Below are 23,989 nucleotides of genomic sequence, written 5' to 3'. Positions count from 1 at the left end.
CTTCGCGAGCAAGCCCGCTCCCACATTGGATCTTCTGTGAACACATAAATTGTGAACACCCAAGAGCCAATGTGGGAGCGGGCTTGCTCGCGAATGGCGGTATCACTGACTCAACGCAATCTCGATCAACCGATGCAACTCCTCAACCTCCAGCGCCGCCGCCGAGAACAGGATGCGAAACACCGTCGGCGCCACCACCATGTTGATCAGCCGATCAACGCTCGGCTTGGGCTGATCCGGGTAACGATCCAGAATCGTCTGCAACTGCGCGCCAATGATGGTCACGCAATAGCCCGGCGTTGCGCTGCATTGCACATCGCGCAAAATGTTGCGGCCAGGCTCGGAGCTCATTTCGTCCAGATACTGCTCGGCCCAGGCCCGCACATCACCGCGCAGGCTGCCGGTGTTGGCCGGCTCGCTGTCGGGGCGCAGGCGGGCGAGGGCGACATCCGCCAGCAACACCGACAGATCGCCCCAGCGCCGATAGATTGTCGACGGCGTAACCCCCGCGCGCGCGGCGATTTGCGGCACGGTCACGCTCGCGCGGTCCTGCTCTTCGAGGAGCGCGCGGACCGCCGAATGAATCGACTCTTGCACCCTGGCACTGCGGCCACCTGGGCGTAAACTAGGACCTGTCATCACTTATTTCCTGCGTCGCGCCGGGTCTGCTGTTGCGCAGGCCAAGGCGCGAGGAGTGTGGTTTGGTTTTTCCAAATGAACGACGAGCAACGCAGGCCTGCGCAACAGCAGGCCCGGCCCTTCGGGTTGCCACCTGAAAGCTGGCCATGCTGCGTTGCAGTCCTTGGCAAGGAAACGACATTACCTACGGACTGCGCCTTGCCTGGCCAGCTTTCAGGTGGCAACGCGACGCAGGAAATAAGTGATGACAGGTCCCTAATAGCCATGCGGCGGACCTTAACACAAAGAATTTGCTTTAAGCGCTAGCGAGTAGCACACTCCGCAAAAGCAAAAACTTAGCTTTTGTGGAGTGTGCCCATGCCTCATCCAACCTCAAACCGATCGAGCCTGTGGTTTCTGGCGATCACTTTACTCAGTTTTCTCGCCGCCTCCACTGCGCCGACGCCGTTGTATCACCTGTATCAGGAACGCCTTCATTTCTCGGCAGCGACCCTGACCCTGATTTTCGGCGTGTACGCTCTCAGCTTGCTGGCGGCGCTGTTGACCGTCGGCTCACTCTCGGATTTCCTCGGGCGTAAACCGGTGATTTTCACCGCGCTATTGCTGAACATGCTCGCGATGTTGCTGTTTATCAATGCCGACAGCGTCGCCTGGCTGATCAGTGCCCGGGTGCTTCAGGGCTTTGCTACCGGGATGGCCACGGCGGTTTTGAGTGCCGCGCTGCTGGATACCGACCGCCAGCAAGGTCCATTGGTCAACAGTGTTGCTCCGTTGCTGGGCATGGCGGCGGGGGCGATGGGCTGCGGTTTGCTGGCCGAGTTTGCGCCGCTGCCGTTGCAACTGACTTTTTGGGTATTGTTCGGGCTGTTTGTGCTGCAAGCACTGTACGTCTGGCGCCTGCCGGAAAGTGTCAGTCGGCAGCCGGGTGCCTGGGCTTCGCTGCGCCCGACCTTGCATGTGCCAGTCCAGGCGCGGCGGGCCTTGTGGTCGGTGCTGCCGATCAACACCGCGGTGTGGGCGCTAGGCGGTTTCTTCGCTTCATTGGCGCCATCATTGATGCGGACAGCCACCGGCTCGACTTCAAACCTGATTGGCGGCGCGACGGTCGCAGCGTTGACGCTCACCGGTGCGCTGATGATCTACACCTCGCGCAATCGGCCGGCGGTCAAGGTGTTACGCCTGGGCGCCAGTTTATTGCCGGCAGGTGTCGCGCTGATTCTGGTCGCTGTTCACATCGCCAGTCTGCCGCTGTTTTTCATCGGCACCCTCATCGCCGGCTGCGGTTTCGGTGCCGGTTTCCTCGGCGCGGTGCGCACCCTGGTGCCGTTGGCCTTGCCCCATGAGCGGGCCGGGTTGATGTCGGCGTTTTATGCGCTGAGTTACCTGGCTTTTTGCTTGCCGTCGTTGCTGGCCGGGACTTTGACCCGCAGCTTTGGGCTGATCGCGACCACCAATGGTTATGGCGCAGTGCTGATCGTCCTGGCGGTGGGGGCATTGCTGGGCTTGGTGCGCCAGCGGTCTGTGAAAGTCTGTGGCGCCGATGTTCGCTGACCGATAGCCTTGGCACCGCCATTCACTATTCATTTCGACGGACCGTACGATGAAGATCATTCGCAGCAAATCCTTCACCGCCGAGCGTGCCTGGGGCGCACTGGACATCGCCAACATGAACGGCATCACCACCCGTTTGCACTGGACCGACCAACCGTACAAGTGGCACGTCAACGATGGTCAGGAAGTGTTCGTCGTGCTCGATGGCCAAGTGCAGATGCACTATCGTGAAGAGGGCATCGAGCAGCAGGCATTGCTCGACGTCGGCGATATTTTTTATGCGTCGGTAGGCACCGAGCATGTGGCGCATCCGCTGGGTGCGGCGCGGATTCTGGTGATCGAGTCTGAAGGCAGCGTATAGGCCTGTATCTGCAAAACAGATAACAGTTAGAGATATTACCCGTTATATAGATATTCGATTCAGTTCTACCATGGGTTCCACCTCACCAGAGGACAGGAGTTCGCCATGACATGCCCCAACACTGCCAAACCCGGTTTCAAACCTTTCAGTCATCTACCACGCCCGCTGGAAGCGATTCGCCAGTTCACCCCGAACTGGTTCGCCGCCACCATGGGTACCGGCGTGCTCGCTCTGGCGCTGGCGCAATTGCCGGTCGCGATTCCCGGTGTGCACGCGGTTGCCGAAGCCCTGTGGCTGTTCAACATCCTTCTGTTTGTATTGTTCACTGGGTTGTATGCCGCTCGCTGGGTGTTGTTCTTCGATGAAGCGCGGCGGATTTTCGGGCACTCCACGGTTTCGATGTTTTTCGGCACCATTCCCATGGGCCTGGCGACCATCATCAATGGTTTTCTGCTGTTCGGTTTGCCGCGTTGGGGCGATGGGGTGATTCAGATCGCCGAAGTGCTGTGGTGGCTGGATGTGGCGATGTCTCTGGCCTGCGGCGTGCTGATCCCGTACATGATGTTTACCCGCCAGGAACACAGCATCGACCAGATGACCGCTGTCTGGCTGTTGCCGGTAGTGGCCGCAGAAGTGGCGGCCGCCAGCGGTGGTCTGTTGGCGCCGCACTTGGTCGGAGCCCATTCACAACTGGTGGTGCTGGTTACCAGCTACGTGCTGTGGGCATTTTCCCTGCCGGTGGCGTTCAGCATTTTGACCATCCTGTTGCTGCGCATGGCGCTGCATAAATTGCCTCACGAGAACATGGCCGCATCGAGCTGGTTGGCGCTTGGGCCGATTGGTACCGGGGCGCTTGGTATGTTGCTGCTGGGCGCCGATGCGCCAGCGATCTTTGCCGCCAACGGTTTGCCAGGTATTGGTGAAATCGCCGCGGGGCTAGGCCTAGTGGCCGGGATCACGCTGTGGGGCTTCGGGCTCTGGTGGATGCTGATCGCGGTGCTGATCACCGTGCGTTACCTGCGCGCCGGCATCCCGTTCAACCTTGGCTGGTGGGGTTTTACCTTCCCGTTGGGTGTTTATTCCCTGGCCACGCTGAAGCTGGCCAGCACTTTGAACCTGATGTTTTTCAGTGTGTTTGGCGGCGTATTGGTGGCGTTGTTGACCGTGATGTGGCTGATCGTCGGCAAGCGGACAGTGCAGGGCGCATGGCGCGGAGAGCTGTTTGTCTCGCCTTGTATTGCAGGATTAAAGAAATAACCTGCAAAGATTAGGTAATGTGTGGCCTGGATCCACGTTCGATATTCCAATAACAGTATCCAAGCCACTCTCAACGCCAATCAGGGACACACGGAAGATGAGTCATCCCTCACAGTTCACCTTGCTCCGCACCCGGCGTTTTCTGCCGTTTTTCGTGACACAGTCCCTTGGGGCCTTCAACGACAACATCTTCAAACAGTCGCTGATCCTCGCCATTCTGTACAAATTGACCATCGACGGTGATCGTTCGATCTGGGTCAACTTGTGCGCGCTGTTGTTCATCCTGCCGTTTTTCCTGTTCTCGGCACTGGCCGGGCAGTTTGGGGAAAAATTCGCCAAGGACGCGCTGATTCGTCTGATCAAGCTTGGCGAAATCGCCATCATGTCGGTGGGCGCGGTCGGTTTCCTGTTCGATCACCTGTCGCTGATGCTGGTGGCGTTGTTCGCCATGGGCACGCACTCGGCGCTGTTCGGGCCGGTTAAGTATTCGATCCTGCCCCAGGCCTTGCGTGAAGATGAGTTGGTCGGTGGCAACGGCCTGGTGGAAATGGGCACCTTTTTGGCGATTCTCGCCGGCACCATCGGTGCCGGGATCATGATGTCGTCCGGTCACTACGCGCCCCTCGTCTCCACGGCGATCATCGGTGTCGCGGTGCTCGGTTACCTGGCCAGTCGCAGCATTCCTCGCGCGGCGGCCGCTTCGCCGGAGATGCGCCTGAACTGGAATATTTTCACTCAGTCCTGGGCCACTTTGAAACTGGGCCTGGGGCAAACCCCGGCGGTGTCGCGCTCGATTGTCGGCAACTCGTGGTTCTGGTTTGTCGGGGCGATTTACCTGACGCAAATCCCGGCCTACGCCAAGGAATGGATGCACGGCGACGAGACCGTGGTGACGCTGATCCTGACCGTGTTCTCGGTCGGTATCGCCCTCGGTTCGATGCTTTGCGAGAAACTCTCCGGGCGCAAAGTCGAGATTGGTCTGGTGCCGTTCGGCTCGTTTGGTCTGACGGTGTTTGGCTTGCTGCTGTGGTGGCATTCCGGCGGAATTCCGGACAGCGTGACTGGCCATGGCTGGATCGAAGTGCTTGGTTTTGGCCACACCTGGCTGGTGTTGATCGACATCCTCGGGCTCGGGGTTTTCGGTGGTTTCTACATCGTGCCGCTGTACGCGCTGATTCAGTCGCGCACCGCCGAGAACGAACGGGCGCGGGTAATTGCCGCCAACAACATTCTCAACGCACTGTTTATGGTGGTCTCGGCGATTGTCTCGATCGTGCTGCTGAGCGTGGTCAAGCTGTCGATCCCGGAGCTGTTCCTGGTGGTGTCAGTGCTGAACATCGGCGTCAACGCCTACATCTTCAGCATCGTTCCCGAGTTCAGCATGCGCTTCATGATCTGGCTGCTCAGCCATTCCATGTACCGCGTGGAGCACCGCAACCTGGACCTGATTCCCGATGAAGGCGCGGCGCTGCTGGTGTGCAACCATGTGTCCTTCGTCGATGCCTTGCTGATTGGCGGTGCTGTGCGTCGGCCGATTCGCTTTGTGATGTATTACAAAATCTACAACCTGCCGGTGCTGAACTTTATCTTCCGCACCGCTGGGACTATTCCTATCGCCGGACGGCAGGAAGACATTCAGATTTACGAAAAAGCCTTCAAGCGGATTGCCCAGTATCTGAAGGACGGTGAGTTGGTATGCATCTTCCCTGAAGGAAAACTGACCGCTGACGGTGAGATCAACGAGTTCAAGGGCGGGCTGACGCGGATTCTCGAAGAGACACCGGTGCCGGTGATTCCGCTGGCGTTGCAAGGGTTGTGGGGGAGTTTCTTCAGCCGCGATCCGGGCAAAGGCTTGTTTCACCGGTTGTGGTCGCGGGTGACGTTGGTGGCGGGGCCGGCGGTGGCCGTTGAAGTGGCGGAACCGGCCGCATTGCAGGCGTTGGTTGGGGAGTTGCGCGGGACTGTCAGGTAGTTAGTGACTGGGCGGGCCTCATCGCGAGCAAGCTCGCTCCCACAGGGAAATGTGTTGTGTCACAAATAGTAGGCACACCATCCATCCACTGTGGGAGCGAGCTTGCTCGCGATAGCGGTCGAAAGATCAGGCGCTGATCTTGAGTCCAACCAACCCGGCAATAATCAACGCCACACTGGCCAGCCTGAACAACGCCATGGATTCCCCAAACAGAATAATCCCAGCGATCACCGTACCCACGGCCCCCACGCCGGTCCAGATTGCGTAGGCCGTGCCCAGCGGCAATTCCTTCATGGCAAGGCCCAGTAAACCAAGGCTGATAGCCATGGCGGCGACGGTTAATGCAGTGGGGAGCGGGCGGCTAAAGCCGTCAGTGTATTTCAGGCCGACGGCCCAGCCGACTTCGAACAGGCCGGCGAAAAACAGAATGATCCAAGACATGAGAGACCTCCATCGATTGACGGGGTCGTCCCCAGATTAATGACTCGATCGAGCCGCGAGGTCGTCCCCGCGTTGCGCAATAGAGTGCCCAGCATTAACCCGGGGATCAAGTTTTACGCTTACTCAGTCGCTTGCCGAGCAGCCGCTTCCCGGTCTTCTTTCTCGCTCATCCTGCGGAAATAGGTCGAGAGCAGCGCCCCGGAAATATTGTGCCACACACTGAACAACGCGCTTGGCACCGCGGCCAGTGGCGAGAAGTGCGCACTGGCCAGCGCGGCACCCAAGCCCGAGTTCTGCATGCCGACTTCCAGTGCCAGGGATTTGCGCTGGGGCAGCGGCAGCTTAAACAGGCGCCCGGTGAAATAACCCAGCAAGTAGCCGAAGCTGTTGTGCAGCATCACCACCGCCATGATCAGCAAGCCGGATTCGGCAATCTTCGCCTGACTGGCCGCGACCACCGCGGCGACGATGATCACGATGCTCACCACCGACACCAGCGGCAACACTTCCACCGCGTGGCGAACCTTGTTGCCGAGCAGCCGTTGCGCAACCACGCCGAGCACGATAGGCAGCAGCACCACTTGCAGGATCGACCAGAACAACTCCATGAATGACACCGGCAACCATGCAGAAGCCAGCAGCCAGATCAGCGCCGGGGTTAGCAGCGGGGCGAGGAGGGTGGTAACGGCGGCGATGGCCACTGACAGCGCCAGGTCGCCGCGAGCCAGCCAGGTCATCACGTTGGACGAAGTGCCGCTCGGGCAACAGCCAACCAGGATCACGCCGACGGCGATTTCCGGCGGCAGGTGAAACGCCTGGCAGAGCAACCACGCCATACCGGGCATGATCACGAAATGCGCAACCACGCCCAACGCCACGCGCCACGGATGGCGAGCGACTTCGGCGAAGTCTTCGAGTTTGAGGGTCAGGCCCATGCCGAACATCACCAGCCCCAGCAGTGGGACGATGGCACCTTTCAGGCCAATGAACCACGTAGGTTCCAGGAACGCCAAAACGGCGAAAACCAGTACCCAGTAAGCGAAGGTGTTGCCGACAAAGCGGCTTAAAGCGGCGAGGGCGCGCATGGCCTGATCCTTATTATGTAATTAGCACCACAAAAACAACTGTGGGAGCGGGCTTGCTCGCGAAGACGGACTGACAGTCAACATTGATGTTGAATGTTATGACGCTTTCGCGAGCAAGCCCGCTCCCACAGTTGATCCGGTTTCCTCAGCGGGAACCGGTTGTTAGATCCCTTGCGGAGTCTCTTCACCACCCAACGCTTCAACCAGTGCCGGCAGGAAGTCGCCGAAGGTCAGCATCATCAGGGTGAAGCTGGCGTCCAGTTGGCCCAGGGCCTCTTCGCCGCCGTCCTGTTCCGCCTGATCCTGCAGCAAGTCTTCGAACTTCAGGCGCTTGACGGTCATCTTGTCGTCGAGCATGAACGACAACTTGTCCTGCCAGGCCAACGACAGCTGAGTGACGACTTTGCCGGTGCTCAGGTGCAGCTGGATTTCGTCGCTGGTCAGGTCCTGACGCTTGCAACGCACGATGCCGCCGTCTTCGTGGGTGTCGCGCAGTTCGCACTCGTCCAGTACAAAGAAGTCGTCCGCAGCTTTCTGGGTTTTGACCCAGTCAGTCATGGTGGCGGTCGGGGCCATTTTCACGGTCAGCGGACGCACTGGCAGCGAGCCGATCACTTCACGCAGGGTCGACAGCAGGTCTTCGGCGCGTTTCGGGCTGGCCGAGTTCACCAGGATCAGGCCTTGTTTCGGCGCGATGGCGGCGAAGGTCGACGAACGACGTATAAAGGCACGAGGCAGGAACGCCAGGATGATTTCATCCTTGATCTGATCGCGTTCCTTCTTATAGACCTTGCGCATTTGCGTGGCTTCGATCTCTTCGACCTTTTCCTTCACCGCGTCACGCACGACGCTGCCCGGCAGAATGCGTTCTTCTTTACGGGCAGCGATCAGCAGGAAGTCGCCGCTGACGTGCGCCAGCGGAGCATCTTCGCCCTTGCCGAACGGCGCGACGAAACCGTAGGTGGTCAACTCCTGGCTTGCACATGGACGCGCCAGTTTGGTCGCCAGTGCAGTTTCCAACGCCTCGGCATCAAAAGGCAGATCTTGGGTCAGGCGATAGATAAGCAGGTTTTTGAACCACATGAGGCGAGTCTCTCCTTTATACAAAGGGGGGCATTATTCTCTTCGCGGCGCCATAGGCCAACCCTTCTCTAAGCCTTTGGAAGGCCTGAGAAAATTATTTAAAAAAGTGCTTGCCAGAGGTTGGGTCGCTCCGTAGAATGCGCGCCACACCGAAGCGAAGGGTGATTAGCTCAGCTGGGAGAGCGTCTGCCTTACAAGCAGAATGTCGGCGGTTCGATCCCGTCATCACCCACCATTCGTTTTTAGTGTTACGCGCAGCGGTAGTTCAGTCGGTTAGAATACCGGCCTGTCACGCCGGGGGTCGCGGGTTCGAGTCCCGTCCGCTGCGCCATATTCGGTAACCTGGAATGCTGAACGCCAGGTCACCACGGAAAAGCCCGCTAACGCGGGTTTTTTTCTGTCTGTTGTTCCTGCGGGATGTGTCATTTCACCGGTTTTCGGATTTATTTGAAAAAATATTCAATTAAATCAACACGTTACGAAAACTTGTGGCATAATGCGCCCCGTAACGAAGGTACTGGGTGATTAGCTCAGCTGGGAGAGCGTCTGCCTTACAAGCAGAATGTCGGCGGTTCGATCCCGTCATCACCCACCATTACTTTCAATGCTACGCGCAGCGGTAGTTCAGTCGGTTAGAATACCGGCCTGTCACGCCGGGGGTCGCGGGTTCGAGTCCCGTCCGCTGCGCCATATTCGGTAATCTGGAACGCTGAACGCCAGGTCACCACACAGAAAGCCCGCTTAATGCGGGCTTTTTGCTGTCCGGGATTTGAGTAATCGATAGATTCTGGCCACGGCATAGAATATGAGCACTTTTTCTCGCCGCAAGACATGCGGGTGGGGCTGGATCGATTGCTTGTCGCTCCAGACTATTGTTTGTACCTGTCGACCTGGGGCGGTGCAGTACTGAGTTTTTGCAGCAAACAGACTGAGCAGTTACGAAAACTGATTGCCCAGCTGACCTCGCCAACACAGGGCCAAAGCGAAATCGAGCAGGCGATTGCCGAGGGCCGGATGGTGCCGGGAGCGTTCATCGATCTGGTGGCGGCAGCGGGGGAGTTGAGGGTTGAACTCCCCGGCGCGGGCTGGCCAGTTTCCGGGCGGGTTCTTCCAGACTAACGATTTATTGTTCGGCGTTGCGGCTGTGCCGATAGTCGCTGACCGCTTCGTACACCGCTTTGCGCAAGCGATTGATCCCGCCAATCGGGCGATGCGCCTCGAGGCCGAACCACGGGTTGAACGACTGATTGTCGCATTGCAGATTCAGCGCAGGAGTGTCGAAGTCCTGGGCGGGGACATTGATCCGCGCCACGGTTTCAAAGGGTGCATCGCTTTCGCGCCATTCAACGCTGGTGTCTTCGATTGGCATGTATTTGTTGGCATCCTGGCGCTGGATCTGCAAGACGAAACACGCCGGTACCCGGTCCGTCGACAGCTGCTGGTTCAGCGCATTACGCAGGAAGTTCGGCAGAGCCAGATTTTGCTTGGGCAACGCGTAGGTCGGGCAGCTCTCGGGGTCCGGCATGACGCGGAACTTGGCATTGGCATCGCCGAATTTGTAGGGCGAAACCGAAAAGTAGGTAGTCCGGGTCGGGCTTTCGGGGGCGGGGGAGAGTGTCGCCAGCGCGATAAGCAGGTGACGAGCCTGCCAACTGCGCGGGTCCCAGCTCGGGAAGAACGCCATGACCTTTTTGCCGTCAGCCTGGGCCGCCACATTCTGACGATACTCGGCGACATCGCTGACGAAGAAATTCGGATGGCTGAACATCACAAAGTCCTGCTCGTTGCGCGCCGGTTGGTCGGCCAGCAATTGTTTGCCGGGCACATCGAGCAACTTGATGGCCATACCACGGGCATCGCGGATGCTGTCGAATTGCGGGTAGGCGTTGCCATTGGACAGTCGAATGTTTGCTTGCCAGATTTTGCCGGGTTCGCTGAACACACCTTGACGCAGTTCTGCTGCCAGATCCGGCAATACCTGAACCTCGGCCTTCACACAGCCATGGGCCTTGGCGTGGGCGTCGCGCAGGTAGCGAGTGCTTTCCCGGTGCTGGTCGACGATGCGCACAGCAGTCTGAATAATGTCCTGGGTCATCGCTGATTCACCGTCCGGGATCATTTCCTGCGCGGAGACCGGGCCGCTGTGCTGCCAGGCAAACCATGCGGTGGCCAGCGCCCAGCCCAGCAACCCCAGGCCGAGCAACCAGAGCAGGGTCTTGGCTAGAAACGCGCCGAGGCGCAGCCACAGGGTGATCAGCATGGGTAAGTCCTTTTGACTGAAGGGGCGGTCATGGCAATTGCGCCTCCAGTGGGCCGCCCAGCACTTTCAGGTATTCGAGCAGCGCCCAGCGTTCCTCCGGTTGCAGCAGGCGCCCGATGACGCCATTACCGCGCTCGCCGGCGCGAAATTCATGTCCGCTGTTGTGATTGCCGGTGATGCGGGTGTCGAACACAAAGCCGTTAGTAAAGGCTTCGGTGCGATAGCCCAGGTGCTTGGGGTCGTACTCGAAGGTGCCTTTGTAGAACGTGGTCGCACGTTCGTCCTGGGGCGAGAGCAGTTGATAAATACTCGGCACCGAACCGTTGTGCAGGAAGGGCGCCGTGGCCCACACGCCGGTCAGCGGCCTGGCCTTGTAGACGCGCAATTCCTGGACACCGATCGGCAGACCGAAGCCATCGATGTCCGGTCGCTCGGCCGGCGTGACGTTGGCCTCGCGGTAAGCATGGTTCTCAACGAACGCCGTGACATACGCGAGTCCCTTGGCCACCGAGAGCTTGCTCAGGTCCAGCGGCTCGGTGGGTTTGGGATGTAACTGAACGTCGAGTGTCGCCAACTCCGCCGGGTCCCATTGCAGGGCCGTCAGATCGAAACGATGGTCGGCAATGTTGTTCGCAGCGGTGGGGTCGGTACCTATCGCCGCGACCGGCAGCAGTTTGAGTTGTTGTACCGCACGTCCATCGACCTGCTTAACACGCGGCACATGGCAACTGGCGCAGTTCTCGGCAAACAGCGCACGACCTTTGGCGGCCAAGGGTTTGTCGACGCTGCCGAGCAGGTCTTCCGGCCACGCCGGCGGCTTGAGCCGTTGCAGGGTTTGTTCGATCAGTTGCAAGTCGCGCACACGGACACTGGAGGGGTAGCGTGCATCACCTTTGAGCGGCTGCCCGTCGGCGTCGAAGAAATTCAGCGTGGCGCCAACACCCAGCGCCTCGCCGATATTGCGCGCCATCGGTTGCTGTGCCGAACCGGTCCACTGCACCCAGTCGAAGGTCCACATGTCCCACAGTTGTGGATAGTCCACCGGGGCGTTGGCCACGCGGTAGTTATCCGGCGAAATCGCATCGCCGAAACTGGCATTGGCGATGCGGCCGAACGCGTCGGTGCGGCCGGGGCCTTCTTCGGTCGGATAGAGCCCGCGATGGGTGTCATTCCAGGCGACTTTCAGGAAGGTATCGAGCGAGCTCTTGAAGTCCTCGCGTAGGACTTGATGCTGGGCGTCGTAGTCCGAACCCAATACGTTGCGTGCGAAACGTTCGAATTTCCAAGGGTTGTAATAAGTTGAGGCAAGACTGGCCACAAGTGCCTGGCCAAAACTGCCTCCGCGCAGGGTCGGCACGCTGGCCGGCAGAACATGCTGCGCCGAGCCACCATCGATACGCACGGCCTGGCCGTTAAAACGCAGTTCGCCGGTGTGGCAGGCGGCGCAAGTGATATCGAGGAATTGGTCCTTGCTGTCGGGGTTTTGGTGCCGGGCGAAACCTACGGGCAAGTTGCCGGGATTATTCGGTGTGGCTTTCTGAGCGGGATCGATCAGAAAACCAAAGCGCGCCATGTATTCGGGGGCGGCGAAGCGCTCTTGTGAAAAAGGCAATTCCAGTGCCGCGAACCAGTCATAGCGCAAGCCTTTGACCTGGGTGCCTTGAGGGGTGAAGTAGTAAGTCTGACGGTCGGCCGCGCTCCACTGCTCCAGGTAATGCACCTGTTGCGCAGGGGTATAGACGGGCAGTTTAGGGTTGGCGATGTAGTACAGAACCACGGCCAGGCCCAGCCCCAGCAGTACGGCGATCAGACCCAGCAGGCGGAGTAAGAGGCGCAAGATAAACGTCCTTGTCAATTTATGGCTCTCTTATGCCTCAGCTCCTTAGGTGGCGGCAAGTGGCCATTACGCCAAGTGTTGTAGGATCCGGCATCGGCGTCTGTGAGAGCAAGATGACAGAAACTTCATCCAGCCCATTCCCGAAATGCTTTAAAAGACCTGAACTTATCAGAAGTTTCCTGCTCTCATGCCGGTAGCCATTGGTCGTGGCCGCCTGATAAGCTCGCGGCTTTATTCGATTGCCCTTTAGGCGCATGAACAAGGAAATAGCATGAAACAGCATCGGTTGGCGGCGGCGGTGGCCCTGGTAAGCCTGGTACTTGCGGGTTGTGACTCGCAGACCAGCGTAGAGCTGAAAACCCCGGCGCAAAAAGCTTCCTACGGGATTGGCCTGAACATGGGCAAGAGCCTGGCTCAGGAAGGCATGGATGATCTCGATTCCAAGGCCGTAGCCCAAGGCATCGAAGATGCCGTCGGCAAGAAAGAACAGAAGCTGAAGGACGACGAACTGGTCGAAGCCTTTGCAGCACTGCAGAAACGTGCTGAAGAGCGCATGGCGAAGATGAGCGAAGAGTCGGCAGCCGCCGGCAAAAAATTCCTCGAAGAAAACGCCAAGAAAGCCGGTGTGGTGACCACTGCTTCCGGTCTGCAGTATGAAGTCGTGAAGAAAGCTGATGGTCCTCAGCCTAAGCCGACCGATGTGGTGACTGTTCACTACACCGGCAAGCTGACCAACGGCACTACCTTTGACAGCTCGGTTGATCGCGGTAGCCCGATCGATCTGCCAGTCAGCGGTGTGATCCCTGGTTGGGTCGAAGGCCTGCAACTGATGCACGTTGGCGAGAAGTACAAACTGTACATCCCTAGCGACCTGGCTTACGGCGCGCAAAGCCCAAGCCCGGCAATTCCAGCCAACTCGGTGCTGGTGTTCGATCTGGAGCTGTTGGCGATCAAAGATCCAGCGAAACAAGACGCCGCGAAGTAATCGTCGTCTGATGCAAAAACAACGCCCCGCATTATGTGGGGCGTTGTTGTATCTGGCGTTTGGCAAAGTACAAACAAAGCGAACGGATGCTGTAGGGTGGAGTCATAGCCAGTGAAGACACCTGTGCTAGACGTACTGCACAGCCAAGTCAATGAAATCTTGGGTTTTTTTATGTGAGTAAAAAACGCCCGATCTGAGTTCAGCCCTTATAAAACGGGGCTTCCAGCCGTGAAATGCAGCTCTGTTCACAAGGTTATCCACAATTTGTGTGGATAACATTTCAGCGGGAGGAAAAGATGAAAGCACCCTGGAATTTCGCTCGATTCCTGCCACTGGCCGGTCGCTTGTTGGCCAGAGGTCGATTGCCGACCCTGCTGTTTGCCGTGGCCAGCAAAAGTGCCAGCCAGGGCGGTCGCCTGGGTAAGCTCAAGGATGACCTGCGCCTGTTGCAGGCCCTGTGCCTGGCCTACTGGCGCGGCGAGTACCGGGCCATCAGCCGCAAATCGATGCTGATCGTGGTGGCTGGCCTGATGTACTTCCTCAGCCCTTTGGACGCCATTCCGGATTTCATCCCGGTTTTCGGCATGCTCGACGACATCGCAGTGCTCGCCTGGGTCATGAAAACCCTCGACGACGAACTCAATGCCTTCCGTGCCTGGCGCGATCGTCAGCTGCCGGAGAAGCTGGCGTCGGTCGAGCGACTGCCCGATACCCCGGAGCAACTTCAGCTTCAGGGCCCCAAAGATGACTGAGTTGTTTCAGTTTCAGCCATAGTTTCATGCCCCCGCGACCTTGGCCGCTGTTAGGATTACACTTCAAGGGAAAAGTGCCGACTCGCTAAGTGTCGTTGTCCTACGGGGAAGTCATGGATATTCAGATAATCACACGCGAAGGCGAGCCCGAATATGCGGTTCTACCTTGGGCTCAGTACCAGGCTTTACTGAAAGCAGCAGGCATCGAGCAACAACCGCCAAGGGCCGCCGTAGAGCGTCCGGCAGTCGTTGCAGACCAGATCCTTCCGGGTCTGGATCAACTCCGTAAATTGCGCGAAGGGAAGGGCATCGCCATTGAGGCGCTCGCCCGCACGGTAGGCATCAGCCCGTCTTATCTGGCCTTGATCGAAAGTGGCGAGCGTCAACCCGACGCTGCGATTCGCCGCAGCCTGGCCTGGGAATTGACGGTGCCAGGGTGGAGGGATGAATCGTGAGCGTACGCATCAGTCGTCAACATTGGGACGGGTTGCTGGGTGAACTGGATCAGGCGCGCCGCCAGCGCCATCTGCTGACTTACCGAGCGCTGCTCGAGCGATTGCAGTTGCCGACGCCGGCCATGCAAACCCTGACCGCAGCCCTTGAACACCTCGCCGCACTGGACGCCAAGGCCGAGCAGCCACTGCGCAGTTCGCTGGTGATCAGCCAGGGCGCCAGTCGCCTGCCACGCACCGGCTTCTTCGAATGCGTCGAACGCCTGGGGCGTTTCTCCGGCCCGTCCGACGGCGTCGCCGCCGCGTCCTGGCATGCGTCGGAAGTAGTGCGCGTGTTCGAATACGAGTACCCAGAATCAGCGGAGGCCTGAGTGTTTTTACGCCTCAAAGCGCGGGCCGGTTACTGGCTGGCCCGCCGGTTGTTTCATTGGTCATGGTTTGTGCGACAGCCCCGAGGCTGGAAATGGCTCGAGGGCCAATTCGCCCGCATGGCCAACCTCGGCAATGTCGGCGCCCAGAGCTTCTATGGCCACATCCTGACCTTTCGCGGTGTTGGGCTTGGTGCTCGTGAGGAAGGCGTGCGATTGCTGCGTTTGGCGGCGTTGGCGGGGGATGGCAAAGCGGCGTATCAGATTGGGGTGATCAGTTTGGCGGGGACGCCGAGCAAAGCGCCGGACCCGGTGGAGGCCGCGCGGTTTTGGCGGATTGCGGTGCAGGCTGGGCATCCGTTGGCGGAGATCAAGTTGAAAGGGTTGGTGAGTGGCGATACTGCGCATTAATTGATCGTTCCCACGCTCCGCGTGGGAATGCAACCCGTGACGCTCCTCGTTACATGCCGCTGCTGATTTCGAGTACTACATCCACCTAGCCACTGCCCCGATTCACGCTTACCATACGCCCAACTCGTATTACCGCGGCTGCTGAACCCGGTACTCACGAGGACAGGACCATGGAAAGAACCCGCGCCTGGAGACGCTCACAGGCCAATAAACACGGCAGTGACAGAGCGGTTCCTCCGCTGAAAATCAAGCCAGAAAAGCACTGGAAGCTGATGTACATCCGTGCCGCCAAGCTACTCAGGGCACGCCAACTCGGCATGAGCTATCCCATCCGCACCACCCGCCAACTGTTGGATCAAGAGTGACTAACCTCCTGTTCGTCTGCAGCCGTAATCAATGGCGTAGCCCCACTGCGGAAGCGATCTGGCGCCGCCGCCCCGGCTTCGATGCTCGCTCGGCGGGCACTAGCCCAAGCGCACGTAAACCCATCGGCCCGGCGGATATCCGCTGGGCCGATGTAATCTTCGTCATGGAGCGAAAACACCTGCATCGTCTTCAGGCAGGATACGCCCGGTTGCTGGAATACAAGCGGATTTACTGTCTGGATATTCCTGATGATTACCAATTCATGGATTCGGAATTGGTGGACATGCTTGAGGAAGCGGTGACGGCCTGCCTTGCTAAATAGACTTCGTGCGAAAACTACTGTCGCGGGATAGTAGCGTGTATGCCAGTTAGACGACCGCATAACAATTGCCGTAGATTTAACTGCACTGGGCTGATGGCTCACTGTCGTGGAGGTCTGCTATCGGCCAGAAGCAATGGTCACTGGGATGCGCCTGGAAAACGAGTTGATTCAATGGGTATCAGAAATGACTGTGTGTGCCGATACGATGGCTGATATTTTTCCCGCGTACCAAATCGGGTCCAATCGACGCTGATCCATCAAGGAAGATAAAAACAATGAAAATATTATTCATCGCTTCGCTAGGGGTTTTATCGCTAATTCAAACATCACTATCCTTCGCGGATAATGTTAATGGAAAAAATCTCTATTTGCAGCGATGCACCATGTGCCACGGAGTAGATCTCAAAGCAACAGGACCATTGGCTAATAAAAGCAATCCTCCAACACCTGATCTAACAACATCCGCTTTCAAAAAACGATTAAATGATTATCCGGGCGTGATTGTTTCGTCGATAATACTTCGTCCAAATGGAGACTTGATTCCAAAAACTTTGCGAGAGAATGGTGTAAAGCTATCGCCGTACTCATGGAGGATTAATGATCTGCGCGATTTAAACCAATACATGAATGGTGTGATTTCAAAAAATCGATGATTTTTGAATTGAGAGGTAGGCACAGAAATCTAAGAGCTATTTCAGGTTTGAGGGCTTGTGGGACAATGCCGGTGAGCCCGTCGACCTCTCGCGGGCACATCGCCATGAACAATCTCGGATTAATACAAGTTAAAAAAGTGGACGGATCTATTCTTCAGTGAAAAATAAATACACTCCCTTGTTTTTTGCACTTTTTCCTAGACCCCACAGGAAAGGTTTATTTAACCTCCGACACCAAAAGCCAAGCTCATGCCATAAGTTTTTGTTCTAATTCCGCGTATCTTGTCCACCATTATAGTTCGTGCTGCTGCGGGACGAACGGCCGTCGCTGTAGGTTGTATCCTGCCCGCCGTTATAGTTTGCGCTGCTGCGAGACGAAAGGCCGTCGCTGTAGGTTGTATCCTGCCCACCGTTATAGTTTGCGCTGCTGCGAGACGTGCGGCCATCGCTGTAGGTTGTATCCTGTCCGCCATTATAGTTCGCACTGCTGCGGGATGAACGGCCATCGCTGTAGGTTGTATCCTGTCCACCATTGTAATTCGCGCTGCTGCGAGAAGTTGTTCCATTATCGTAATGACAGTCTTGTCCGCCATTATAGTTTGCGCTGCAACTATCGGCAAAGGCTTGATGCAATGGCGAAGCAAACAGAATCGAACTCAGCAGAAAAACCTTCAGCTTCATGATAGTTCCTTGAGAGGTCTCGAGATCACTGGCGAAAATAATTAGGAAAACGATTGATGTATTTCATGCAAGAGTATTTGTGAGTGGCTTTTTGTCTAGAGCTCCTCAATCAGGCTAGGAAGAAAAGTCTGCTTTGCACAGCTGATCAAATCAAAAAATGGTGGCGGCCTGCCATTACTAATACAGACTGAGCATCCCAAACTAAGTTTCCGCCACGAGAACTTATTTTTAGTAAGCGCAGCGTGAACGGTGCATGCAGTAAGTATTCCCCGCCAGGACGAGACGCAGCCCATTCGATGACGTTCGTCTTGGGTCAAAAGCGGTCACCCAACGGGTGAAGGAATCAAACTCGGCTTCAGTAAAAGCTTTCGCCACATCTACTTTCTTTTTTTGGCGAATTTCTGGGCAAGGTCTTCGGAAATTTCCTTCAAGTCGTAGCGGTTTTGATGAACTGGTGCGCGGTGGATTCAATCGGTAGGCTTTGGTGGTCACTGCATTTTCAGTGACAGGGTGTAGGAACCCTTCCAGACCATGAGAAACGCTTTGGCGTCGATCCTGATTTGCGGCCGTTAACGTGCGCCCGTAATATCAGCAGCGGCGGCTGTGCGCGGGCACGCTTCGGTGTGGTCGAGTTCTCTGGTCTCGATATTCCTACCCCGCGTATAGCTGCCACCCAAGCCTGTAGGAAGGCTGATGGTAGCTCCACTGACTACCAGAGGTTAAAAGCATGAAAAATCTTCACCCCGACCCGCCGTACGAAAAACACATTCCCCACCCCAAAAACCGCTTCATGGCACTCACCAGCAACTGCAGTGAAATGCCCACCTTGTTCGTCGACACCCATGCGCCAGTTGATGTTCTGTATGACGCCGCCAACTACCGAATCCGCGCCGTCACCCAGGTGTTAGAGAACCTGTCCATGCGCGGTTCGATTGACTGTGAATCCTTCATCCTCAGCGACTTTGCTTTGCTCTGTGCCATTCCGCTGCGCGATGGGTGTGATGTGCTGGATGTGATTGGGCGGCGGTTGCGGGCGATGCCTTCGGAGTAGCGTCTAGCGCTGTTTTTGTGGCGAGGGCGCTTGCTCCCGTTCGGCTGCGCAGCAGCCGTCAAACCAAGCACTGTGGTGTGCCTGGAAAGTCTGGGGTGCTGGTTTTGGGGCTGCTGCGCAGCCCAGCGGGAGCAAGCTCCCTCGCCACAGGGTTTAGGGGTGCTGAGATATTTTTGGCGGCTTCGCAGGCTTGCGGGGCAGGTCCCTTGCCACCAGATCAAGATCAAAAGATCGCAGCCTTCGGCAGCTCCGGGATGTACACCATTGTTCTGTAGGAGCTGCCGAAGGCTGCGATCTTTTTTTGTGGCGATCACCGATGCCCGGCAACCAACGCTTCTTCGGCCATTGGCACCGCCAGGCTATCAATCACATGCACGCTATACCCCGGCACATTCTTCGCGTGGTGTTTGGCCTGTGATGCCATCTCCGCCAGCAGGCTTGCATCAAGCCCGGCACAGGCCTCAGGGTGCAAATGCACCACGCCAATCGACAACGACAACAACGGAAATTCTTGCCGTACGCCTTGGCGGTTGGGCGCGATGAAGCAGCCGGCTTCGAGGTGTTCACTGCGGTAGAAGCGCCGACATTGGCTTTGGAAATCGTCGAGCAGTTGGTTCAGGCGTTTGCGCCAGTCTTCCGGACCCAGCACCATCAGGAAGTCGTCGCCGCCGATATGTCCGACGAAGTCGCGGGACGGGTCGACGCGGTCGTTCAGGCATTGCGCCAGGCAGAGTAGGACTTCATCCCCTCGGCCGTAGCCGTAGATGTCGTTGAAGGGTTTGAAGCTGTCGATGTCGACGTAGCAGATCACCGATTCCCGCGCCTGTTGCAGCAGCCGCGTCAGGCATTGCTGGATTGGCACGTTGCCGGGCAGCAGGGTCAGTGGGTTGGCGTAGCGGGCTTGCTGGATTTTCAATTCGGTAATCAGTTTGAGCACGTCGATAACCCGGCCCAGTCCCAGGTAACCGCCGTTGAGGGTGATGATGAAGTCTTCTTCGATGCGTTGCCGGGCGCGGCTGGTGATCAGGCGGCTGACTTGTTGCAGCGACTGGCTCATCTCGACCGCGAGGAAGTCGTCGTTCATCAAGCGGCTGATGGGTTTGCGGGCGAACAGGTCGGTGGCAAACGGCTTGAGCAGTGCGTCAGAGAGCGAATGCCGATGAACGATGCCGCACGGCTGACCTAGCTCGTCGAGCACCGCCAGGGAGTTCAGGTTGGCTTGGCGGCGGAAGGCTTCCAGCACGGCGGCCGTCGGGGTGTCGCGGTCCACGGCGGGTTGGTCGTTGAGCAGGGCGCTGAGGTCGCTGCCTTCGTCGTTCAGCGCGACGGTGGTGCTTTCCTGTTTGGGCATCAGCGTGCGGGCATCCCGTGGCGGATGTTCCTGCGGGCGGCAGAGCAGATAGCCTTGCACCAGGTCCACACCCATCTCGGTCAGCACCGCGAGCTCTTCCGGCAGTTCGATGCCTTCGGCGATCACTTGCGCACGGGACGCCTTGGCGATTTGCAGGATCGAGCCGACGAACTCACGCTTGAGCGCGTCTTGGTGGATGCCGTCGATGAAGTGCCGATCAATCTTTACGTAGTCCGGCCGCAGTTCCGACCACAAGCGCAGACTTGAATACCCTGCGCCGAGATCATCCAGCGCGATGGAAAACCCCATCGCCCGATAGTGATGCAAGGCATTTTGCAGCAGCTGGAAATCGTCTGTCGGGGTCTGTTCGGTGAGTTCGATCACCACTTGGCTCGGCGGTATGCCGAAATCCTGCAGCAGTTGCAGGGTGCGACCGGGTTGGTGAGCGGCTTCGAGCAGTGATTCGGGAGAGACGTTGAGAAACAGTTTGCCCGGCAGTTGCTGTTCGTTGAACCGGCGACAGGCACTTTCCCGGCAAGCAATTTCCAGTTCATTGAGGCGCCCGGCCTGACGGGCCACGGCGAACAGCGCAATAGGGGAGTGCAGCGGACTGTTGGAGGGGCCACGGCTAAGGGCTTCATAGCCGACGATGCGTCGTTCAGAGAGGGAGATGATTGGCTGGAACAGACTGTGCAAACCGCTTTGAGCCAGAATTGAACTCAAGGCACTCAGCTGTTCGGTTGTGGTCATGGCGTTCTCTGGCGATAAAAAAAGGACTGGGCGCGCTCTTGGTTAAAGAGGGCGCCCAGTCCTGTATTTCACGACAGAATGATGACTATTTGATGACGCTCCGGGGAGCGTCAGCATTAAATTGCCATCATCTTAGTGCTTGGCCACCTGATTGCTCAGTTTCAAGTAATCCAGCAGCACCCGACCGGTTTCGCTCAGGTATGCATCGTCTTCCGGTTTGATCTTGTCCGGCTCGGCCGCGATCGCATCTTCGTCTTCTTTCTTCAGCTCTTTGAGCGGTTCTTCGCCCTTGGCTTTGCGACGGATGTTTTCCATGACCAGCTGCTTGGCTTCGATGTCGGTGTGTTGCGCGCGACGATCGGCTTCGTTGAGGCTGACGGTTTTTTCTTCCATCAGTTTCTGGGCCAAGGCCAACTTGTCGCGGATAAACACGAACTCTGCGTCTTTGGCCGAACGTACGTCGTGCTCGGATTTGAGCTCGGCGATGTAAGGCTTGAACGGGTCGACCGCAGGCTTGATGGCAGCCTTGATGGTGTCCCACGGCATGGCTTCCGGCAGGGCGCTCTCGCCGATTTCCTTGGTGTCGATGATCGACGGGAAATCAACGTCCGGCAGTACGCCCTGATGCTGGGTGCTCTGGCCGGAAACCCGGTAGAACTTGGCCAGGGTCAGTTTCAGTTCGCCATGGTTCAGCGGCTGAATGGTCTGCACGGTGCCTTTACCGAAGGTCTGGCCGCCGATGATCAATGCGCGGTGGTAGTCCTGCATGGCGCCGGCGAAAATCTCCGAAGCCGAGGCGGACAAGCGGTTGACCAGCAATGCCATCGGGCCTTTGTAGAACGCGCCCGGGTTCTCATCTTCCAGCACATCGACGCGGCCATCGGCGTTACGCACGAGTACGGTCGGGCCTTTGTCGATGAACAGACTGGTCAGCTCGGTGGCTTCCTGCAAGGAGCCGCCGCCGTTGTTGCGCAGGTCGATGACCACGCCGTCGACTTTGTCTTTCTGCAACTCGGTCAGCAGTTTCTTGACGTCGCGAGTGGTGCTCTTGTAGTCCGGATCGCCAGCGCGGAACGCTTTGAAGTCCAGGTAGAAGGCCGGAATCTCGATGACGCCGAGCTTGTAGTCCTTGCCGTCCTGTTTCAGGTTGAGGATCGACTTCTTAACGGCCTGATCTTCAAGCTTCACGGCTTCACGAGTGATCGACACGATCTTGCTGGTCTGGTCGCTCGGCGCATTGCTGGCCGGAATCACTTCCAGACGCACCACGGTGCCTTTTGGCCCACGGATCAGCTTGACCACTTCGTCCAGGCGCCAGCCGACCACGTCGACCATCTCTTTGTTGGCCTGGGCCACGCCGATGATCTTGTCGGCCGGTGCAACCTGCTTGGTCTTGTCGGCCGGGCCTGCCGGCACCAGACGCACGACTTTCACCTGGTCGTTATCGCTCTGCAACACGGCGCCGATGCCTTCGAGGGACAGGCTCATGTTGATGTCGAAGTTCTCCGCGTTATCCGGCGACAGATAGTTGGTGTGCGGGTCGTAGGACATGGCGAAGGTGTTGATGTACGCCTGGAAGATATCTTCCGGACGGGTCTGGTCCAGACGCGACAACTGGTTCTTGTAGCGCTTGGTCAGGGTTTCCTGGATTTGCTTGGAATCCTTGCCGGAGATCTTCATCCGCAGGACTTCGTCCTTGACGCGTTTGCGCCACAGGTCGTCCAGCTCTGCGGTGGACTTGAGCCAAGGGGCATCCTTGCGATCGATCAGCAAGTTTTCCTTGGTGGTGAAGTCGATCTTGTCGACGCCCTTGTTCAGCTCTGCAAGGGCGAAGTCCAGACGCGATTTGACTCGATCCAGGTAGCGCTTGTAGATGGTGAACCCGGCGTTCAGGTCGCCGCTTTTGAGGAAGTCGTCAAACTGGGTTTTCCACTTGTCGAATTCGGCAATGTCGCTGGCCATGAAGTAGCTGCGCGACGGATCCAGCAGCTTGAGGTAGCTGTCGTAGATGATCACCGAGCGCGCATCGTCGAGCGGCGGCTTGCTGTAGTGATTGCGCTTGAGCAACTCGACGACGTTCAGACTGGCGATTACTTCGTCACGATCAGGCTGAAGGTTGTCCCAGCTATTGGCTGCAAACGTATTGCTCGACACCGGCAAAAGGCCGATACCAATAAATAGGGCGAGGGCGGTGCTGGGGAACAGATGCTTCATGCTGATTCGACGCGGGGACAATTGATCACGCATATTAGGCCGTCTTTGAAGTCGCCGGTCCGTGAAGAGCCGGTCGCATAATGCAAGAAAGCCCGGCGCTACAGCTACGGGCTCAGTCCAGACTCACTATGGAGGCACTGTGAAAGCATTGCAAGGCGTTGAAGGTCGAGTGGAGTGGCTTGAAGAGCCGAGTCCTACGTGTGATGTAGGACAAGTTCGCATTCGAGTGGCGGCAGCGGGGCTCAATAGGGCCGATTTATTACAAAAAGCTGGCCTTTATCCACCACCGCCTGGGGCCAGCCAGGTGCTGGGTCTTGAGTGTTCCGGGGTGATCAGCGAGGTCGGTCCGGGCTCGTCCTGGCAGGTGGGAGACCGGGTCTGCGCCTTGCTGGCCGGGGGCGGGATGGCCGAAGAGGTAGTTGTCGACGGACGGCATGTGCTGCCGGTGCCTGAAGGTTTGTCGTTGGCCGAGGCGGCTGCGTTGCCGGAGGTGTACGCCACTGTTTGGTTAAATTTGTTTCATCTTGCCGGGCTCAAACCGGGTGAGAAAGTTCTGCTGCACGCCGGAGCAAGTGGAATCGGTTCAGCTGCCATTCAGTTGTGCAAGGCCTTTGGCAACCCGTGCTGGGTGAGCGTCGGTTCTAACGAACGCTTGGCTTATTGCGAAGCGCTGGGGGCGCAGGGTGGCGTTGTGCGCACCGGGGATCTGGACAGCCTGAATGATCTGGGGCCGTTCGATGTGATCCTGGATCCGGTGGGCGGCAATTACGCGGCACTGAACCTCAAGCTGACCGCGCTCGATGGTCGATGGGTGCTGATCGGTTTGATGGGTGGTCGCGAGGCGAAACTGGACTTGGCGCAGGTATTGGGCAAACGCGTGCAGTTATTGGGTTCGACGTTGCGCAGCCGTAGTGATCAGTTCAAGGCGGATTTGTTCAGTGATCTGAGCCAGCATGTGTGGCCGCTGTTTGCTGAAGGGCGGTTGAGCCCGCAGTTGGCCAAGACCTTCCCGATCAAGGATGCCGAAGCGGCGTTTGCGGAGTTGGCGAGCAATAAGGTGTCCGGGAAATTGGTGCTGGTGATCGACGACAGCCTGACCTGATCCATGTGGGAGCGGGCTTGCTCGCGAAGGCGGTGTGTCAGTCAC

At 57.9% G+C, this 23,989-nt stretch carries 24 protein-coding genes and 4 tRNA genes; 19 read left to right on the top strand and 9 right to left on the bottom strand.

The annotated features are described in order from the left end of the window. Positions 1–102: 102 nt before the first annotated feature. Positions 103–639: a TetR/AcrR family transcriptional regulator gene (locus tag AC1MEW_RS28265; RefSeq protein WP_201201926.1), complete on the bottom strand. Its 537-nt coding sequence runs from the start codon at positions 637–639 to the stop codon at positions 103–105. Positions 640–996: 357 nt separating this feature from the next. Here AC1MEW_RS28265 and AC1MEW_RS28260 point away from each other — a divergent pair, with 357 nt between their 5' ends. From AC1MEW_RS28260 to AC1MEW_RS28245, 4 genes are all read left to right on the top strand, one after another. Next, positions 997–2,190 carry an MFS transporter gene (locus AC1MEW_RS28260; RefSeq protein ID WP_480424412.1) on the top strand — a complete coding sequence of 398 codons (1,194 nt, stop codon included), beginning with the start codon at positions 997–999 and terminating at the stop codon, positions 2,188–2,190. Between the two features lie 49 nt (positions 2,191–2,239). Further along, entirely contained in the window at positions 2,240–2,551 is a 312-nt protein-coding gene (locus tag AC1MEW_RS28255; RefSeq protein WP_201201928.1) for a cupin domain-containing protein, read from the top strand. A gap of 105 nt (positions 2,552–2,656) precedes the next feature. Beyond that, the gene (locus tag AC1MEW_RS28250; RefSeq protein ID WP_322267817.1) at positions 2,657–3,808 is read left to right on the top strand and encodes a TDT family transporter; all 1,152 of its coding nucleotides are present in this window, start codon (positions 2,657–2,659) and stop codon (positions 3,806–3,808) included. Positions 3,809–3,905: 97 nt separating this feature from the next. Continuing rightward, positions 3,906–5,780, top strand: coding sequence for an MFS transporter (locus AC1MEW_RS28245; RefSeq protein ID WP_201201930.1), 1,875 nt, complete (start codon positions 3,906–3,908; stop codon positions 5,778–5,780). A gap of 126 nt (positions 5,781–5,906) precedes the next feature. Here the strand turns inward: AC1MEW_RS28245 and sugE are convergent, their stop codons facing one another. From sugE to rdgC, 3 genes are all read right to left on the bottom strand, one after another. Continuing rightward, entirely contained in the window at positions 5,907–6,221 is a 315-nt protein-coding gene (gene sugE / locus AC1MEW_RS28240; RefSeq protein ID WP_123599434.1) for a quaternary ammonium compound efflux SMR transporter SugE, read from the bottom strand. 119 nt (positions 6,222–6,340) lie between these two features. Further along, complete coding sequence (locus AC1MEW_RS28235) at positions 6,341–7,306, bottom strand: bile acid:sodium symporter family protein (RefSeq protein WP_480424409.1); 966 nt, start codon at positions 7,304–7,306, stop codon at positions 6,341–6,343. A gap of 162 nt (positions 7,307–7,468) precedes the next feature. Further along, complete coding sequence (gene rdgC, locus AC1MEW_RS28230) at positions 7,469–8,389, bottom strand: recombination-associated protein RdgC (protein WP_201201932.1); 921 nt, start codon at positions 8,387–8,389, stop codon at positions 7,469–7,471. 159 nt (positions 8,390–8,548) lie between these two features. Between rdgC and AC1MEW_RS28225 the strand changes: the two genes are divergently transcribed. From AC1MEW_RS28225 to AC1MEW_RS28205, 5 genes are all read left to right on the top strand, one after another. Beyond that, positions 8,549–8,624: transfer RNA gene (locus AC1MEW_RS28225), tRNA-Val, on the top strand. A 19-nt stretch (positions 8,625–8,643) separates the two neighbouring features. Further along, positions 8,644–8,720, top strand: a tRNA-Asp gene (locus AC1MEW_RS28220). Between the two features lie 188 nt (positions 8,721–8,908). Beyond that, positions 8,909–8,984: transfer RNA gene (locus AC1MEW_RS28215), tRNA-Val, on the top strand. A gap of 18 nt (positions 8,985–9,002) precedes the next feature. Continuing rightward, positions 9,003–9,079, top strand: a tRNA-Asp gene (locus AC1MEW_RS28210). A gap of 162 nt (positions 9,080–9,241) precedes the next feature. Beyond that, positions 9,242–9,508 carry a hypothetical protein gene (locus tag AC1MEW_RS28205; RefSeq protein WP_480424407.1) on the top strand — a complete coding sequence of 89 codons (267 nt, stop codon included), beginning with the start codon at positions 9,242–9,244 and terminating at the stop codon, positions 9,506–9,508. Positions 9,509–9,512: 4 nt separating this feature from the next. Here the strand turns inward: AC1MEW_RS28205 and AC1MEW_RS28200 are convergent, their stop codons facing one another. Together AC1MEW_RS28200 and AC1MEW_RS28195 are read right to left on the bottom strand one after the other, a co-directional pair. Next, complete coding sequence (locus tag AC1MEW_RS28200; RefSeq protein ID WP_480424405.1) at positions 9,513–10,649, bottom strand: catalase family protein; 1,137 nt, start codon at positions 10,647–10,649, stop codon at positions 9,513–9,515. 28 nt (positions 10,650–10,677) lie between these two features. Further along, positions 10,678–12,486: a di-heme-cytochrome C peroxidase gene (locus AC1MEW_RS28195; RefSeq protein ID WP_480424403.1), complete on the bottom strand. Its 1,809-nt coding sequence runs from the start codon at positions 12,484–12,486 to the stop codon at positions 10,678–10,680. Positions 12,487–12,757: 271 nt separating this feature from the next. On the opposite strand from AC1MEW_RS28195, the gene bamJ reads away from it, so the two are divergent. The 8 genes from bamJ to AC1MEW_RS28155 all read left to right on the top strand — a co-directional run bounded on the left by bamJ (position 12,758) and on the right by AC1MEW_RS28155 (position 16,795). Beyond that, a complete protein-coding gene (bamJ, locus tag AC1MEW_RS28190) occupies positions 12,758–13,471 on the top strand; it encodes a BamJ family beta-barrel-assembly machinery protein (protein WP_201194840.1) in 714 nt (237 codons plus the stop codon). Positions 13,472–13,767: 296 nt separating this feature from the next. After that, positions 13,768–14,223 (top strand): YkvA family protein, encoded by a 456-nt coding sequence (locus AC1MEW_RS28185; protein WP_201201937.1) that lies wholly within the window; start codon positions 13,768–13,770, stop codon positions 14,221–14,223. 113 nt (positions 14,224–14,336) lie between these two features. Beyond that, complete coding sequence (locus AC1MEW_RS28180) at positions 14,337–14,678, top strand: helix-turn-helix domain-containing protein (protein ID WP_201201939.1); 342 nt, start codon at positions 14,337–14,339, stop codon at positions 14,676–14,678. Continuing rightward, positions 14,675–15,046: a hypothetical protein gene (locus AC1MEW_RS28175; protein WP_003223109.1), complete on the top strand. Its 372-nt coding sequence runs from the start codon at positions 14,675–14,677 to the stop codon at positions 15,044–15,046. Before AC1MEW_RS28180 ends, AC1MEW_RS28175 begins: the two co-directional genes overlap by 4 nt. After that, positions 15,047–15,454 carry an SEL1-like repeat protein gene (locus tag AC1MEW_RS28170; protein ID WP_201255954.1) on the top strand — a complete coding sequence of 136 codons (408 nt, stop codon included), beginning with the start codon at positions 15,047–15,049 and terminating at the stop codon, positions 15,452–15,454. It begins immediately after the preceding gene. Between the two features lie 170 nt (positions 15,455–15,624). After that, the gene (locus AC1MEW_RS28165; RefSeq protein ID WP_480424399.1) at positions 15,625–15,819 is read left to right on the top strand and encodes a hypothetical protein; all 195 of its coding nucleotides are present in this window, start codon (positions 15,625–15,627) and stop codon (positions 15,817–15,819) included. After that, complete coding sequence (locus AC1MEW_RS28160) at positions 15,816–16,142, top strand: low molecular weight protein tyrosine phosphatase family protein (RefSeq protein WP_201255953.1); 327 nt, start codon at positions 15,816–15,818, stop codon at positions 16,140–16,142. The genes AC1MEW_RS28165 and AC1MEW_RS28160 overlap by 4 nt, the downstream gene beginning before the upstream one ends. A 275-nt stretch (positions 16,143–16,417) precedes the next feature. Continuing rightward, positions 16,418–16,795 carry a c-type cytochrome gene (locus AC1MEW_RS28155; protein ID WP_201255952.1) on the top strand — a complete coding sequence of 126 codons (378 nt, stop codon included), beginning with the start codon at positions 16,418–16,420 and terminating at the stop codon, positions 16,793–16,795. 267 nt (positions 16,796–17,062) lie between these two features. Here the strand turns inward: AC1MEW_RS28155 and AC1MEW_RS28150 are convergent, their stop codons facing one another. After that, a complete protein-coding gene (locus AC1MEW_RS28150; RefSeq protein WP_201255951.1) occupies positions 17,063–17,476 on the bottom strand; it encodes a hypothetical protein in 414 nt (137 codons plus the stop codon). 727 nt (positions 17,477–18,203) lie between these two features. Here AC1MEW_RS28150 and AC1MEW_RS28145 point away from each other — a divergent pair. Next, positions 18,204–18,527 carry a hypothetical protein gene (locus tag AC1MEW_RS28145; protein ID WP_201255950.1) on the top strand — a complete coding sequence of 108 codons (324 nt, stop codon included), beginning with the start codon at positions 18,204–18,206 and terminating at the stop codon, positions 18,525–18,527. 310 nt (positions 18,528–18,837) lie between these two features. Here AC1MEW_RS28145 and AC1MEW_RS28140 read toward each other — a convergent pair whose 3' ends face one another. Together AC1MEW_RS28140 and AC1MEW_RS28135 are read right to left on the bottom strand one after the other, a co-directional pair. Further along, positions 18,838–20,628 carry a bifunctional diguanylate cyclase/phosphodiesterase gene (locus AC1MEW_RS28140; RefSeq protein WP_201255949.1) on the bottom strand — a complete coding sequence of 597 codons (1,791 nt, stop codon included), beginning with the start codon at positions 20,626–20,628 and terminating at the stop codon, positions 18,838–18,840. Between the two features lie 132 nt (positions 20,629–20,760). Continuing rightward, positions 20,761–22,842, bottom strand: a complete 2,082-nt coding sequence (locus tag AC1MEW_RS28135) for a carboxy terminal-processing peptidase (RefSeq protein ID WP_201205182.1) — start codon at positions 22,840–22,842, stop codon at positions 20,761–20,763. Between the two features lie 139 nt (positions 22,843–22,981). Between AC1MEW_RS28135 and AC1MEW_RS28130 the strand changes: the two genes are divergently transcribed. Continuing rightward, a complete protein-coding gene (locus tag AC1MEW_RS28130) occupies positions 22,982–23,944 on the top strand; it encodes a zinc-binding dehydrogenase (protein ID WP_201201944.1) in 963 nt (320 codons plus the stop codon). Positions 23,945–23,989 lie beyond the last annotated feature (45 nt).

The organism is Pseudomonas sp. ASL4 (genome assembly GCF_056680395.1).
The sequence above is the reverse complement of the archived record's forward strand: the minus strand, read 5'-3'. Positions and strand labels throughout refer to the sequence as shown.

Bases quoted from the DNA above. Each gene is read 5' to 3' on its own strand.
- AC1MEW_RS28265 (WP_201201926.1), bottom strand. From the start codon at position 639: ATGACAGGTCCTAGTTTACGCCCAGGTGGCCGCAGTGCCAGGGTGCAA.
- AC1MEW_RS28260 (WP_480424412.1), top strand. From the start codon at position 997: ATGCCTCATCCAACCTCAAACCGATCGAGCCTGTGGTTTCTGGCGATC.
- AC1MEW_RS28255 (WP_201201928.1), top strand. From the start codon at position 2,240: ATGAAGATCATTCGCAGCAAATCCTTCACCGCCGAGCGTGCCTGGGGC.
- AC1MEW_RS28250 (WP_322267817.1), top strand. From the start codon at position 2,657: ATGACATGCCCCAACACTGCCAAACCCGGTTTCAAACCTTTCAGTCAT.
- AC1MEW_RS28245 (WP_201201930.1), top strand. From the start codon at position 3,906: ATGAGTCATCCCTCACAGTTCACCTTGCTCCGCACCCGGCGTTTTCTG.
- sugE (WP_123599434.1), bottom strand. From the start codon at position 6,221: ATGTCTTGGATCATTCTGTTTTTCGCCGGCCTGTTCGAAGTCGGCTGG.
- AC1MEW_RS28235 (WP_480424409.1), bottom strand. From the start codon at position 7,306: ATGCGCGCCCTCGCCGCTTTAAGCCGCTTTGTCGGCAACACCTTCGCT.
- rdgC (WP_201201932.1), bottom strand. From the start codon at position 8,389: ATGTGGTTCAAAAACCTGCTTATCTATCGCCTGACCCAAGATCTGCCT.
- AC1MEW_RS28200 (WP_480424405.1), bottom strand. From the start codon at position 10,649: ATGCTGATCACCCTGTGGCTGCGCCTCGGCGCGTTTCTAGCCAAGACC.
- bamJ (WP_201194840.1), top strand. From the start codon at position 12,758: ATGAAACAGCATCGGTTGGCGGCGGCGGTGGCCCTGGTAAGCCTGGTA.
- AC1MEW_RS28185 (WP_201201937.1), top strand. From the start codon at position 13,768: ATGAAAGCACCCTGGAATTTCGCTCGATTCCTGCCACTGGCCGGTCGC.
- AC1MEW_RS28180 (WP_201201939.1), top strand. From the start codon at position 14,337: ATGGATATTCAGATAATCACACGCGAAGGCGAGCCCGAATATGCGGTT.
- AC1MEW_RS28165 (WP_480424399.1), top strand. From the start codon at position 15,625: ATGGAAAGAACCCGCGCCTGGAGACGCTCACAGGCCAATAAACACGGC.
- AC1MEW_RS28155 (WP_201255952.1), top strand. From the start codon at position 16,418: ATGAAAATATTATTCATCGCTTCGCTAGGGGTTTTATCGCTAATTCAA.
- AC1MEW_RS28150 (WP_201255951.1), bottom strand. From the start codon at position 17,476: ATGAAGCTGAAGGTTTTTCTGCTGAGTTCGATTCTGTTTGCTTCGCCA.
- AC1MEW_RS28145 (WP_201255950.1), top strand. From the start codon at position 18,204: ATGAAAAATCTTCACCCCGACCCGCCGTACGAAAAACACATTCCCCAC.
- AC1MEW_RS28140 (WP_201255949.1), bottom strand. From the start codon at position 20,628: ATGACCACAACCGAACAGCTGAGTGCCTTGAGTTCAATTCTGGCTCAA.
- AC1MEW_RS28135 (WP_201205182.1), bottom strand. From the start codon at position 22,842: ATGAAGCATCTGTTCCCCAGCACCGCCCTCGCCCTATTTATTGGTATC.